The organism is Patescibacteria group bacterium, assembly GCA_004297215.1.
In the GTDB taxonomy this organism is placed as follows: Bacteria; Patescibacteriota; Patescibacteriia; order UBA9934; family GWF2-40-263; genus 2-01-FULL-63-20.
This window is the reverse complement of record SCUM01000002.1, coordinates 78,343-92,253: the sequence shown is the minus strand read 5'-3', so window position 1 is coordinate 92,253 and position 13,911 is coordinate 78,343. Positions and strand designations below refer to the sequence as shown.

The window sequence follows — 13,911 nt, the reverse complement described above, 5'->3', positions numbered from 1 at the left end:
GTCCTTCGCTCCGGCCTGAGGGCCTCCGCTCAGGATGACACTGATGTGTCAGTTCGATTCCCGTCGGGTCCACCATCCTTCGCTCTGCGGAGCTTCGGCTGGCGAGCCGAAAGGCTCGGGCCCGGACCGCCAAAGCCGCCCGAATCGGGCGGCTTTGCCGTTTGGGCCGCATTTGCTAATCTCACCGCGTATGAACCTCGTCGTCGTGGGGTGCGGATACGTGGGACTCGCCAATGCCCTGGGCTTTGCCAAGCTCGGGCATCGGGTGGCGTGCGTGGACGCGGACGCGGGGAAGGTGGCCAAGCTCGACGTGGGGCGGATGCCGTTCTTCGAGCCGGGGATGCCGGAGCTGTTGCGCTCCATGCAGGAGGCCGGGCGCGTCGTGTTCACGGGCGACCTCGGGAGCGTCATCAACGGCGCGGAGGCGGCGCTCCTGTGCGTGGGCACGCCGCCGAGCGAGGACGGCGCGCCGGACCTTTCCTTCGTGCATGCGGCGGCGGACGACATCGCCAAGCACCTGTCGCACCCGCTGCTGCTCATCGTGAAGAGCACGGTGCCGTGCGGGACGGCCGCGGCGCTGCGCGAACGGTTCGAGCGGGCGGGGAAGGGTGACCTGGTGCGGCTCGCGAGCGTGCCGGAGTTCCTGCGCGAAGGGCAGGCGCTAAAGGATTTCTTCCAGCCCGATCGCGTCGTGATCGGCAGCGACGACGGGGAGACGCGCGCGCTCGTGGACTCACTCCATGCCGGCATCGAGGCGCCGCGACTCATCATGTCCCACGAGAGCGCCGAGCTCGCAAAGTACGCGGCGAACGCTTTCCTCGCGACGAAGGTTTCTTTCATCAACGAGATGGCGAACCTGTGCGAGCGCACGGGCGCCGACGTGCGCGATGTGGAAGACGTGCTCGGATCCGACCCGCGCATCGGCGCGGACTTCTTGCGTCCAGGCATCGGCTACGGCGGGTCCTGTTTTCCCAAGGACGTGGGCGCGTTGCATCGCATGGCCGGAGCGAACGGGTACGACTTCCGACTGCTCTCGGCGGCCATCGACGTGAATAATCGTCAGCGCGAGCGGTTCGTGGAAAGACTCGAACGAACGCTAGGCGGCGTCAAGGGACGCCGCCTGGCCGTGTGGGGGCTCGCGTTCAAGGGCGGAACGGGCGACGCGCGCGCGTCGGCGGCCGTCGACGTGGTGCGTGCGTTGCATGGCCGCGGCGCGGAAATCGTCGCGTACGACCCGCAGGCCACGAGCGCGGCCGCCGACGCGTTGCCTGACGGCATCATCATGGCGCCCACGGCGGTGGACGCCTGCGACGGCGCCGAGGCGCTCGTCGTGCTCACGGACTGGGCCGAGTTCCGCGACGTGTCGTTCGACGCCGTGCGCGAGCGCCTCCTCGGGCCATGCGTGTTCGACGGGAGAAACCTCCTGGCGGACCTCGGTTTGCCAAAAAAGGGATTCACCTATTATGGGGTCGGCATCCAGGCTTGAGGCCCTCGCCTCGTCTCCGTCGAAAAGCCTCGCGCTGGTCCTCAGCGCGTTTTGCTTGGGCATCGCGCTCGGGCCGCTGCTGGCCGTCGTGTCGCCGGCATTCACCTGGATCGTCGCGATCCTGCTCGCCGCGTTCGCGTTGTCCGTCCGTTCGCGCTCCGCCTTGCTCGCGTGCGTCATGGCAGCGGCATTCGGATTCGGCGCCGCGCGCACGTTCGCGCCGGCGCTCGCGATCCCGGTGCCGCCCGAGGCCGCGGCGCTGCGGGAATGGATCGGGCAACGCATGGCCGCGGCACTCCCCGAGCCGTACGCCGGATTCCTCACCGGGCTCATCTTCGGCGGCAGCTCCGCGCTCCCGGACGGGTTGCGCGAGGCGTTCCGCACCACGGGGTTGAGCCACATCCTATCCGCGTCGGGGAGCAACGTGGCGCTCACCACCTTCATCTTCTTCAACTTCGTCATCACCACCCCGCTTGGCCGCCGGTGGGGGACGCGCGTGACCGCGGCGCTGCTCCTCTTGTACGTCTTCGTTGCCGGAGCCGGAGCGGCCATCGTGCGCGCGGCCATCATGGGGAGCGTGGTGCTCCTGGGCGAGACCATGCGCCGCCGTGCCAGCCCGCACAACGCGCTTCTCCTTGCCGCCACGCTCATGCTCGCGTTCGATCCCACGCTCCTGCGCGAAGACATCGGGTTCCAGCTCTCGATCGCGGCGACCTACGCGATGATGGCCTGGGCCGGTCCCGTCGGCGAACGCCTCGCGTTCCTTCCCGAACGGTTCGGGTTGCGCGAGTCGCTCGCGGGGAGCCTCGCCGCGATCGCGATCACTATGCCCATCGTCTTGTGGCACTTTGGCACCGTCTCCCTCATCGCCCCGATCGCGAACCTCGTCGTCCTCCCACTTGTCCCCTACGCCATCGCTTCCGGCATCATCGCCCTCGCCGCCTCCATCACCCTTCAAACCCTTCCGACCCTTATCACCCTTCTGGCTCTCCCCGCCTGGGCCCTTTCCTCCCTCATGCTCCACGTCGTCTCTTGGCTTGATGCGGTGCCGCACGCGAGCGTGTCAGTTCCCAACGCGCGCGTCCTCGCGCTCATCTCGACGGTTCCGCTCCTCTTCCTATGGCGTCGCTTGAGAAGCGTTTGATCCCAACATGGTTTCCGCTCGCGGGGTTTAGTGCGCTCGTCGTCGCATGTGCTGCCGCGTTTGCATTGTATGTGTCAGATGCCAGGCGTCCGATCATGGCTTCGACGGGCGATCTGCGCATATGGGTGCTCGACGTGGGACAAGGGGACGCCGTCTTCATCGAGACGCCGCACGGGCGCCAAATCCTCGTCGATGGCGGACCGGGCAACGCCGTGCTCACGAAGCTCGGGGAGCTGATGCCGCCCACGGATCGCACGCTCGACGCGATCGTCCCCACGCACCCGGACTCCGACCATGTCGCCGGGCTCGTTTCCGTGCTCGCGCGTTACGACGTGGCGGCCGTGTACGAGACCGGGCTCATCAAGGACACGCGGGTCGCGACGGCGCTCTCGGAGGGAATCCGCGACGAGGGGGCACAGCGCCGTCTCGTGAAGGCCGGCGACGCGTTCAAGGTCGACGGCGTCACGTTCGACGTGCTCTGGCCCGACGGCGTGCTCGACGGGAAGACGGTTTCCGACACGAACCGCGTCGGCATCGTGCTGCTCGTCCGTTACGGGGATACGAGCGTGCTGCTCACCGCCGACACGGAAGTCGAGGAGGAAGTGGCCTATGCCGCGCAGGTCGGCGACGTGGACGTGCTGAAGGCCGGTCATCACGGTAGCCGCACCTCGTCTTCGCGCGCGCTTTTGTCCGCCGTTTCGCCGGAAGTCGCGGTCATCTCCTGCGGTGCGAAGAATTCGTATGGCCACCCGCACGAGGAAGTGCTCGCGCGGTTCGCCGACCTCGGCATCGGGACGTTCCGCACCGACCTTCAAGGCGACATCCTCATCCGCAGCTCCGGCGGCGAGCCGATCGTCGAACCGGCCCCCTTGCCGTTTTAGCCGCAGGGTGGTAGCTTCAGCGCAATGAACTCCCGCGCTATGGCCGCTGTCCAGAAAACCCTCGTCCTCGTGAAGCCCGACGCGCTCCAGCGCGACCTCTTGGGCGAGGTGATCCAGCGCTTCGAACGCAAGGGGCTCAAGATCGTCGCGATGAAGTTCATCCACCTTACCGACGATTTGCTCGACGAGCACTACGCGCACCTCGCGCAGAAGGGGTTCTTCCCCGGGCTCAAGAAGTTCATGATGCAGACCCCGGTGTGCGCCATGATCCTCGAGGGGCTCGACGCGATCGAGAGCGTGCGCAAGATCGTGGGTTCCACCAACCCGCGCGAGGCCGACGCCGGCACCATCCGCGCCGACCTGTCCATGAACGTGCCGAGCAACCTGGTGCATGCCTCCGACTCCCCGGAGGCCGCCCTGGCCGAGGTGAAGCGCTTCTTCAAGGACGACGAGCTGTTCAGCTACGAGAAGATCACCGACCGTTACGTGTTCGGCGAGGGGGTCTAAAGGGACATCGGGACGCGCGGGAAACATGCCTTGCGCGTTTTCGTTTCGTCCGCTACCGTCAGGCCGCCCGTAGGTTCCCGTTTCGCGGAGGATGCATGAGCGAGAGGCAGGAATTGGTCGATGAGGCCACACGGCTTCAGCTGTTGAAGCGATCGAGCGACTGGTTGTCCGAATCGAAGGAGCAGTTCGAGGAAGCCGTCGAGTGGCGCACCGCGCTGCTCGCCGATTGGGACGAAGCGGACCTCGACGGCGCGGCGACGAACGCCGTGAAGGCGTACGAGTCGCGGGAGGAGCTCGTGAAGACCTTCTTCCCGTCGCAGTACTGGCGCACGCTCGGGTTCGAGTCCGAGGTCGAGAGCATCGACGACGTGCGGGAGCGCTATCAGTGGGCCCGTACGTACGGCCACAGCACGCTGCAGCGGCAAGGCCGGTTCGAGGCCATCTCGCTCACGGACATCGGCGTGGACATGCAGGCCGAGGAGAGCCGGTATCCGCTGCGGGAGAAGAAGGCGGACCTGCGCGCGATGATCGCCAAGATGCGCGAGCTCCTGTTCGAGGAACGCAGCGTCGACCTCGTGGTGGACTCGCTGCATGGCATCCATCGGGCGCATCACGTGGTGGAGCTCGCGATCGACCGCGAGCTTGAGCCGTCCATCGCCCAGATGCACATGCGCACCGAGTTCCCGTGCCGGATCGTCGGCGGGTTCCGGGCATCGATGGACGCGCGCGTGAAGAAGGCGTTCCGCGTCGTGCTCAAGCAATGGAGCCGCCACGCGAAGGGACGCAACCCCTTCGACCTCACCGACCACCTCGGATTCCGGTTCATCTGTCCGGACGTCGCGGAGGCGGAAGGGGCGTGCGAGGCGCTCAAGCGGTTCGCCGGTCGCATCGACGCGACGGTGGACAAGGTCGAGAACAACCTCGCTGGCGGCAATCCGGCGGACGCGAGCAACCCGCATTCTTCGCCCGACCACCGCATGATCAAGATGCTCCTGCGCTGGCAGAAACGGCGCTATGAGATCCAGATCATGACGTTCGAGGGAAGCCTCTCCAGCCTCTACGCCTCCGATACCGTGAACCACCTCATGTACGAGTTCATGAGCGGCGTGGCGGAGGGCGGGCCCATCGAACGGCTGCTCCCCGCGTCCATCTACGGCGTGGACACCCGGGATCGCGGCGTGCGGCGCAAGATGTATCGGCACGTGTGCCGGCACGTAGAGTGGGACGACTGAAGACGGCACGACGACTTGTCCACAAGGCAAGTCGTTTTTCATTTGACGCCCTTCTGGGGCGGGATTAGCATGGATATCGTTATGGCAACCACCGCCAGCAACATGTACGCGACGATGACGACGGGCATTTGCCTCGGCGTCGTTTGCGTCTCCTTTGATTGGAAGGGAAGCGCGGTGGCACATGACAGGTAGAGCCCACGGACTCTTACGCTGACATGCAAAAGCCACCGTCTCGCGCGGTGGCTTTTCAGATGTTCCATCGCGGCTGCTCCACAGGGGAGAAGCCGCGACCTACCTCTGAAGACGGAGAAACACATGCGTATCGCCCTTTTTACCAAGCGCTGTTCGTTGCGCGACCTCACGAACGAGCAGGCGTCCGGCCGCGGCGTGCTCCGGATCGCGAAGGATGCGTCGCTGCTCGCGGATCGCGCGCTCGCGAAAGCCGGCCTCCGCCTGTTGTGTCCAGACGCCACGTCGGAGCAGGCGCTCGCGGACCTGCGCAAGGCGTACCCCAAGGCGCAGGCCTTCACGCGCAGCGCGTATCTCGGTGCCCGTGCCAAGCTCGTGAAGTCCGTCAGCCCGGCCGGGAGCGGCCTGCGTCGCGACGTCCTCGACCTGTTCCTCGTCGTCCTGTGCGAGGCGATCGAGTCGGGACATCCGGTGTACCTGGTGGTGGACGACCAGGACCTGCCGGGCATGCTCGCGCACGCCGAAATGCTCGACGACCTGTACGCGCGCGTGCAAGGCCATCCGGCACGGCTGCCCGCGCGCCTCACGGTGATGCTCGTCCCGTTCTCCTCGCTCTTAAGCGAGTCGTCCATCCCGCTTTCCCGACACTAGCTGTCGGGATTTTTCTTTGTCTTAGCGATGAAATGCCATGTGGATAACTCCGTGGACAGTTCGGGGATAATGGTCCGGCTCCGACGCTTGCCAGCCTTCGATGGTCTGGTACGGTGTAGGAGTCTCCCAGTCGATCGGATGCGTTCCAGAATCACTTCGCATCCCTGACTGAAACCGGCGTACGGGAACGTGCATGGTGGGCCGACAAGCTCTCATCATCGTGACCCGGACGTGCCGTAGCCGTATCGGATCCTTCCGCGAATGGTCCGATCGACTGGCGAGGCGCCATGGCCTTGGCCATTTTTTCGTTTTCGGCTAGAGTTCACGCGACTCATCGAACCTTGTGTCGGGCTATGGCGCAGCCCCGACGCTCCCCCGACCTCCGCCGCAGCGGAGCGTCGGGGGAGGTCGGGGGTCCGACCGCATCAGCGCGTCGGACCTGGTACGCGCTCGGGATGCTTAAAAATTTGGTCGGGCTATGGCGCAGTTGGTAGCGCGCTTGCATGGGGTGCAAGAGGCCGCGGGTTCAAGTCCCGCTAGCCCGACCAAATTTTGAAGCATGGGGTGCAACTCCGACGCTCCCGGAGGGGAGGTCGGAGCCCCGACCCCCATCAGGGGCGTCGGGGGAGGCCGCGGGTTCAAGTCCCGCTAGCCCGACAGAACGTTCGATGAGCAACGACGCGGAGGGTCGCGCGATGAATCTGATATGCCAGACGACCAAACCCCGCGTCATGTCGCGATCATCCCCGACGGCAACCGCCGGTGGGCCAAGGCGCACGGCCTCAACCCGTGGGAAGGCCATGACGCCGGCGCGCGCCGGTTCCGGCCGATCCTGAACGCCGCCTTCAAGGAGGGCGTATATTGCGTATCCGCCTGGGTCGCCTCCGTCTCGAATCTCACGAACCGTCCGAAAATCGAGATCGACTTCCTGTATAAGGTGCTTGAGGAATTTTTTCTGGATCTCCAGGAGATGCCGGAGGTGCATGAATATGGCGTGAGAGTGCAGGCGTTCGGGTCCTGGCGTGAATCCCAGCCGGCGAGCCTCGTGAAGGCGATCGAGGGCGTCATTGAGAAGACGAAATCCAACGACCGGCACCTGCTGAACATTTTCGACGGCTACGACGGCATCAGCGAGATGACGCAAGCGGTGGAGCAGATCGTAGAAGAAGGCCGCAAGGATCCGTCGCTCCGCGTTGATGTCGAGACCATCAAGCGGCACCTGCTCACCAAGGACCTCCCTCCCGTCGACCTGCTGATCCGCACGGGCGGGGAGCCGCACTTGAGCGGCGGGTTCATGATGTGGGACATCGCCGACGCGCAGCTCCATTTCTCGGAGAAGATGTTCCCGGATTTCGGCGAAGAGGATTTCCTCGCCGCCCTCAAGGACTACCGCTCCCGCGAACGTCGACACGGGAAGTGATTCATGGATAAGGAGCGGGGGAGGGCGCATGCGGCGATCACGAACGCGAGGCTTGACCTATCGCCAAAAAACAGTACGATAGCGTCCATTGTATGGACGCTTTTCGTATCGAGGGCGGGGTGCCGCTCACAGGCGAAGTGACGCTCTCCGGAGCCAAGAACGCGGCCAGCAAGCTGATGGTCGCGTCTTTGCTTACGGACGAGGCCGTCGAACTGGAAAACGTCCCGCGCCAGCACGAGACCGGACTGACGCGTGAGATCGTGACGACCATCGGCGCGGAAGCGTCGTGGACGGGGGACCACGAGTTGCGCCTGAAGACGTCGGACATCCGATCGACTTCCGTGATGGGCCAATCGCGCAAGAATAGGATTTCCGTGCTCGCTCTCGCGCCGCTGCTGCATCGTGCCGGCGAGGCGTATCTCCCTCGCGTCGGCGGGGACGCGATCGGCCCGCGACCGGTCAATTTCCATCTGGATACGCTCGAGATGATGGGTGCGACCGTCGAGCAGACGCCCGAAGGGTATCGGGCTGCCCTGAAGGGGAAGTTGCGAGGCGTGCGCATCGACCTCCCGTACCCGTCGGTGGGCGCCACGGAGACCGCCTTGCTCGCCGGCGTTCTCGCCAAGGGCCGCACCACCATCACGAACGCGGCGGTGGAACCCGAAGTTCAGCAGCTCATCATGATGCTCCAGAAGATGGGGGCGATCATCCAGGTGGGCGCCGACCGTTCCATCGAGATCGTGGGGGTAGAGAAGCTGCACGGATGCCGAGAACGGGTGATGCCCGACCGCATCGAGGCGGCAAGCTACGCGTGCATGGCGCTCGGGACCCGTGGCGACATCTTCGTGCGAGAAGCCCAGCACGAGCATCTCATCACCTTCCTCAACACCGTACGGAAGATCGGCGGGGAATACGAGGTGCAGGATGACGGCATACGGTTTCGCGGGACGTCGGACCTGCGCGGGATAGAATTGGAGACGGACACGCATCCTGGATTCATGACGGACTGGCAGCAGCCGCTCGTCGCCGTGCTCACGCAGGCCAAGGGCACGTCCATCGTGCACGAGACCGTGTGGGAAGAGCGGTTCGGCTACACCGACGCGCTCAAGCGCATGGGCGCGGACGTCACCTTGTTCAGCAACTGCCTGGGCGAGATCCCGTGCCGGTTCAAGGGGCGCAACTACCGCCACAGCGCCGTCATCCAGGGGCCGCGCGAGCTCGTATCGGCCACGGTCGACATCCCCGACATCCGCGCCGGTCTCGCCTTCGTCGTGGCCGCGTTGGTGGCCAAAGGCACTTCCACGCTCACCGGCATCGAGCACCTCGACCGCGGATATGAGCGACTTCAGGAAAAGCTCGAGGGCATCGGGGCCCGCATCGAGCGCGTGAAGATGTAAAATAGCCTTCCTATGCTCTTCACCCTCCTCGCCGCCGCTCCGGCCATCGCGCTCGCGTGGGTCGCCGCCATCCTCGCGGCGCTCACGGTGCATGAGTTCAGCCATGCGCTCATGGCCAAGTTCCGCGGCGACCGCACGGCCGAGTGGGAAGGGCGCCTCACGCTGAACCCGTTGTCCCACATCGACCCGATCGGCTTCCTGTCGCTGCTGCTCGTCGGGTTCGGCTGGGCCAAGCCCGTGCCGTACAACCCCAACAACCTGAAGGACGCCAAGTGGGACCAGGTGGCCGTCGCGCTCATGGGCCCGGTCTCGAACCTCATCCTCGCGACGGTCGCCGCGCTCGTCCTCCGGCTCCTCGTTTGGAGCGGGATCGTCTCATCGCTCAACCTTCTGGTCATCTTCCTGTTCCTGCTCGTGTTCATCAACCTGGGACTCGCGTTCTTCAACTTCATCCCGGTGCATCCGCTCGACGGGTCGAAGATGTTCTTCGTCCTGTTCAACCACCCGAAGCATTTCGAGCTTCGTCGGATCGTGGGGACGTACGGGTCCCAGATCCTCATGGCGCTCGTCGTCCTGTCGCTGGTCACCCCGTTCAACCCGTTCTTCTTCGTGGACATCCCCACCCAGGCCGCCTGTGATTTCCTGCTGTCCGAGGACTGCCGCGGCTTCTTTGGGGCGATGTTGAGCGCCGTTTCCCGGTGACGGGCATAGGTTGACGCTCCGGGGATGCCATGCTAACCTTCGCGCATCTTTATTTCGATATGCCCACCATCTCTCAACTCATCCGCAAGGGGCGTCACTCCCAAAAGGCGAAGAGCAAGTCTCCCGCCATGCAGTTCGGGCTCGATTCGCTCCACCGCCGCCGCACCGAACTCGCCAAGGGGAGCCCGTTCCGCCGCGGGGTGTGCGTGAAGGTCACCACGATGACCCCGAAGAAGCCGAACTCGGCGATCCGCAAGATCGCCCGCGTGCGTCTCTCAAACGGCATCGAGGTCACGGCGTACATCCCGGGCGAAGGCCACAACCTGCAGGAGCACTCCATCGTGATGCTGCGCGGAGGCCGCGTGAAGGACCTTCCGGGCGTGCGCTACCACGTGGTGCGCGGGCGTTACGACACCCAGGGCGTCGCCGATCGCCGCCGCGGCCGCTCGCTGTACGGACAAAAGAAGCCCAAGGAAAAGAAGTAATTCGGCCTTAGGCCGAATTATCCTGAGGACCATCAGGTCCGAAGGATCTCGTGAAAATGAATCAAGCCGGAGTACCTCTACGCAGGGGGAAGCCTTATAACCGGCCCAAACGAATAACACTATGCGTGGCAAGCAGGCACCAAAGCGCGAACAGATTCCCGACCCCAAGTTCGGGAACATTTACGTTTCCAAGCTCATCAACATGATCATGCGCAAGGGCAAGAAGGCCACGGCGCAGGCGGTCGTGTACGAGGCGTTCGAGCTCATCCAGGAAAAGTCCAAGCAGGACCCGGTCGACACCCTCGACAAGGCGCTCAAGAACGCCATGCCGAGCCTCGAGGTGAAAAGCAAGCGCGTGGGCGGCGCCAACTACCAGGTGCCGATGCCCGTGCGCGGCGAACGCCGCTACCAGCTGGCCTACCGTTGGATCCTCGCGGCCACCAACGCAAAGAAGGGCCGCCCGATGGCCCAGAAACTCGCCGACGAGCTCATCGCCGCGGCCAAGGGCGAGGGCGACGCGGTCAAGAAGAAGATGGACGTGCAGCGCATGGCCGAGGCCAACCGCGCCTTCGCGCACTTCGCCCGTTAATCCCCACGCCCCTTTTTTCCTATGGCACGCGAGTATTCCCTGGAAAAGACGCGCAACTTCGGCGTCATCGCCCACATCGATGCGGGCAAGACCACCACGAGCGAACGCATCCTGTTTTATACGGGCAAAAAGCATAAGATCGGCGAGGTGCACGAGGGCGAAGCTACCATGGACTGGATGGCGCAGGAGCAGGAACGCGGCATCACCATCACGGCCGCCGCCACCACCTGTTTTTGGAAGGGACATCGGATGAACCTCATCGACACCCCCGGGCACGTGGACTTCACCGTGGAAGTGAAGCGTTCCCTTCGCGTGCTCGACGGCGCGCTCGTCGTGTTCGACGGCGTGGCCGGCGTGGAGCCGCAGTCCGAGACCAACTGGCGCTACGCCGACGGCTACGCCGTGCCGCGCGTGTGCTTCATCAACAAGCTCGACCGCACCGGCGCGGACTATTTCAAGGACCTCGCGTCCATCCACACCCGCCTGTCGAGGAAGGCCCACCCCATCCAGCTCCCGATCGGGTCGGAATCCAATTTCCAGGGAATCGTGGACCTGTTCGACAAGAAGGCCTACATCTTCAAGGATGACCTCGGAAAGGACATCGAGGTGTCCGACTGCCCGGAGGACATGAAGGCATCGGTGGAGGAGTGGCGGAAGAAACTGGTCGAGGCGATCGCCGAGACCGACGAATCGCTCATGGAGCGCTATCTGGCCGGGGAGGAGATTCCCGTCCCGGAGCTCAAGGCCGGACTGCGCAAGGCCACCATCGCGAATGACATCTTCCCGGTGCTCACCGGCTCCGCGCTCAAGAACAAGGGGGTGCAGCAGGTGCTCGACGCCGTGGTGGAATTCCTGCCGAGCCCGCTTGACATCCCTCCGGTCAAGGGACACGCCCCGGATTCGGAGGAGCTCATCGAGCGCAAGGCCTCCGATGACGAGCCGTTCGCCGCGCTCGCGTTCAAGATCGCCGCCGACCCGTTCGTGGGCAAGCTCGCCTTCTTCCGCGTGTACTCCGGCAAGATCGCCGCCGGCTCCTACGTGCTCAACTCGAGCACCGGCGGAAAGGAGCGCATCGGCCGCATCGTGCGCCTGCACGCCAACACCCGCGAGGACGTGGACGAGGTGTACGCCGGCGAGATCGCCGCGGCCGTGGGCCTCAAGGAGACCTTCACCGGCCACACGCTGTGCGACCAGGAGCGTCCGATCGTGCTCGAGTCCATCGTGTTCCCGGAGCCGGTCATCTCCATCGCCATCGAGCCCAAGACCAAGGCCGACCAGGAGAAGATGGGCGTGGCGCTGCAGAAGCTCGCCGAGGAAGATCCCACCTTCCGCGTGCGCACCGACGAGGAGACCAACCAGGTCATCATCTCCGGCATGGGCGAGCTCCACCTCGACATCATCGTGGACCGCATGAAGCGCGAGTTCAACGTGGAAGCGAACGTGGGCAAGCCGCAAGTGGCCTACCGCGAGTCCATCAAGGGCGAAGCCGAGAGCGAAGGGAAGTACATCCGCCAGTCCGGCGGCCGCGGCCAATACGGCCACTGCTGGCTGCGCGTGGAAAAGAACGAGGCTGGCAAGGGGTTCGAGTTCGTCGAGGAGATCAAGGGCGGCGCCATCCCCCGCGAGTTCATCAAGCCGATCGCCAAGGGCGCCGAGGAGGCGGCCGACCGCGGCGTGCTCGCCGGCTTCCCGCTCATCGACGTGAAGGTGACCGTGTTCGACGGTTCCTACCACGACGTGGACTCCAACGAGGCGGCGTTCAAGATCGCCGGGTCCATGGCGTTCCAGGACGCCTGCAAGAAGGCCGGCATCTCGCTGCTTGAACCCATGATGAAGGTGGAAGTGGTGATGCCCGAGGAGTTCATGGGCACCGTGGTGGGCGACTTGAACGCCAAGCGCGGCCAGATCCAGGAGATGGGCGACCGCGTCGGGGGGGCGAAGATCGTCACCGCGTTCGTGCCGCTTGCCGAGATGTTCGGCTACGTCACCACGCTGCGCTCCAACACCCAGGGCCGCGCCAGCTACTCCATGGAATTCGACCACTACGAGGAAGTGCCCGGCAACGTGAGCAAGAAGATCATCGAGGAGCGTTCGGGAGTGACGCGTCGCGCCGCCTGATCGTAAGAGGAAAGGCCTCGCTGATCGCGGGGCCTTTTGTTATGCTTTGTTCCATGCTCGCCTTTGTCCCGAATGATCATCTCAAGGAATTCGTTCAAGCCGTGTTTCCCGCACGGCGCGTTTCGATGCGTCCGCTTCTGAGCGGTCTTCTTAATCAGAACCTTGTCGTTCGCGTCGGGAGCGAACGGTACGTCTTGAAAGCTTATCGGCCGAAAGTCTCGCTGAAGGCCATGCGCGAGATGCATCGGATGATGGCGCATGCCGTCGGAAAGGGCATTCCGGTCCCGTTGCCGGTCGCAAGCGGAGAGGTGGGCGGCCATGCCGTCGCCCTGTACCCCTTCGTCGAAGGGACGCATCCGTCACGGTATCGGAATGCGCCGCTCATGCGGCCCATGGGAGAAATGCTTGGACGCATCGACGCGACGCTCGAGACGTTCAAATTCCGAATGCAGAAGCCCGCATTCGAGGATATGGCTTCGTGGAATCCGGAATCATTCTTGTCCGAAATCGTCTCCATGCGGCGCTCGCTGAGGTCGAAGCCGAAGGTCGTCCGGGAGACGGTCGCCCGTTCCCTCGACGCGCACGAAAACGCGGTCGCGATCGGCGGCTGGGACAAGGAAGCGTTCCGTCGCCTCCCGGTCCGCGTCTGCCACAATGATTATCACATCATGAACGTGCTCGTGCGCGGACGGAAGGTGGCCGCTGTGCTCGACTGGGAAAAGGCCGGATGGGGCTGGCGCGGATTCGAGGTGATGCGTTCCGTGATGTTCAATTGCCGGATGGCCCGGGGAACATTGGATTGGGATCGCGTGAAGACGTATCTCGGCGCGTACCGAAAGCAAGCAGCGCTTACCGATCTCGAACGCGAGCTGGCGTTCGAATGCGGGTTCCGTAAGGGGTTGTTTTCGCTCTGGGCCGAGAAGGAATACCTGAGCGGTCAGTTCCAGATGCGTGATAACATCGAGCGAAGGTCGCGCTTGTATCCGTATCTCGCCAAGCATCGCGACGAATTCAGTGAAAGGGTTGCGGAGCTGCTACGCTGATACAGGATATCCACACATCTCGATTGACAACGACGAAAAAAACGGGTACGCTTGTCTCATCAAGCTT

The 13,911-nt window shown here is 64.3% G+C and carries 13 protein-coding genes and 1 tRNA gene; all 14 read left to right on the top strand.

Features of this window, described 5'->3' with window-relative positions:
- Positions 1 to 34 precede the first annotated feature (34 nt).
- Complete coding sequence (locus EPO34_04655; GenBank protein TAK03325.1) at positions 35 to 1,486, top strand: UDP-glucose/GDP-mannose dehydrogenase family protein; 1,452 nt, start codon at positions 35 to 37, stop codon at positions 1,484 to 1,486.
- On the top strand, positions 1,464 to 2,630 hold the full coding sequence (locus EPO34_04650) for a ComEC/Rec2 family competence protein (protein ID TAK03324.1): 1,167 nt from the start codon (positions 1,464 to 1,466) through the stop codon (positions 2,628 to 2,630). The genes EPO34_04655 and EPO34_04650 overlap by 23 nt, the downstream gene beginning before the upstream one ends.
- The gene (locus EPO34_04645) at positions 2,606 to 3,511 is read left to right on the top strand and encodes an MBL fold metallo-hydrolase (protein ID TAK03323.1); all 906 of its coding nucleotides are present in this window, start codon (positions 2,606 to 2,608) and stop codon (positions 3,509 to 3,511) included. The genes EPO34_04650 and EPO34_04645 overlap by 25 nt, the downstream gene beginning before the upstream one ends.
- A 39-nt stretch (positions 3,512 to 3,550) precedes the next feature.
- Positions 3,551 to 4,018 (top strand): nucleoside-diphosphate kinase, encoded by a 468-nt coding sequence (locus EPO34_04640; GenBank protein ID TAK03322.1) that lies wholly within the window; start codon positions 3,551 to 3,553, stop codon positions 4,016 to 4,018.
- Between the two features lie 95 nt (positions 4,019 to 4,113).
- Positions 4,114 to 5,250 carry a hypothetical protein gene (locus tag EPO34_04635; GenBank protein TAK03321.1) on the top strand — a complete coding sequence of 379 codons (1,137 nt, stop codon included), beginning with the start codon at positions 4,114 to 4,116 and terminating at the stop codon, positions 5,248 to 5,250.
- A 315-nt stretch (positions 5,251 to 5,565) separates the two neighbouring features.
- On the top strand, positions 5,566 to 6,090 hold the full coding sequence (locus EPO34_04630; GenBank protein ID TAK03320.1) for a hypothetical protein: 525 nt from the start codon (positions 5,566 to 5,568) through the stop codon (positions 6,088 to 6,090).
- Positions 6,091 to 6,562: 472 nt separating this feature from the next.
- Positions 6,563 to 6,638: transfer RNA gene (locus EPO34_04625), tRNA-Pro, on the top strand.
- 158 nt (positions 6,639 to 6,796) lie between these two features.
- On the top strand, positions 6,797 to 7,510 hold the full coding sequence (gene uppS, locus EPO34_04620) for a di-trans,poly-cis-decaprenylcistransferase (protein TAK03319.1): 714 nt from the start codon (positions 6,797 to 6,799) through the stop codon (positions 7,508 to 7,510).
- A 92-nt stretch (positions 7,511 to 7,602) separates the two neighbouring features.
- On the top strand, positions 7,603 to 8,907 hold the full coding sequence (gene murA, locus EPO34_04615; GenBank protein ID TAK03318.1) for a UDP-N-acetylglucosamine 1-carboxyvinyltransferase: 1,305 nt from the start codon (positions 7,603 to 7,605) through the stop codon (positions 8,905 to 8,907).
- Between the two features lie 12 nt (positions 8,908 to 8,919).
- Complete coding sequence (locus tag EPO34_04610) at positions 8,920 to 9,609, top strand: site-2 protease family protein (GenBank protein TAK03317.1); 690 nt, start codon at positions 8,920 to 8,922, stop codon at positions 9,607 to 9,609.
- Positions 9,610 to 9,668: 59 nt separating this feature from the next.
- Complete coding sequence (locus EPO34_04605) at positions 9,669 to 10,094, top strand: 30S ribosomal protein S12 (GenBank protein TAK03316.1); 426 nt, start codon at positions 9,669 to 9,671, stop codon at positions 10,092 to 10,094.
- A gap of 121 nt (positions 10,095 to 10,215) precedes the next feature.
- Positions 10,216 to 10,683 (top strand): 30S ribosomal protein S7, encoded by a 468-nt coding sequence (locus tag EPO34_04600; GenBank protein TAK03315.1) that lies wholly within the window; start codon positions 10,216 to 10,218, stop codon positions 10,681 to 10,683.
- A gap of 21 nt (positions 10,684 to 10,704) precedes the next feature.
- Positions 10,705 to 12,801, top strand: a complete 2,097-nt coding sequence (gene fusA, locus EPO34_04595) for an elongation factor G (GenBank protein ID TAK03314.1) — start codon at positions 10,705 to 10,707, stop codon at positions 12,799 to 12,801.
- Between the two features lie 41 nt (positions 12,802 to 12,842).
- Complete coding sequence (locus EPO34_04590; protein ID TAK03313.1) at positions 12,843 to 13,844, top strand: hypothetical protein; 1,002 nt, start codon at positions 12,843 to 12,845, stop codon at positions 13,842 to 13,844.
- The last annotated feature ends 67 nt before the right edge of the window (positions 13,845 to 13,911 follow it).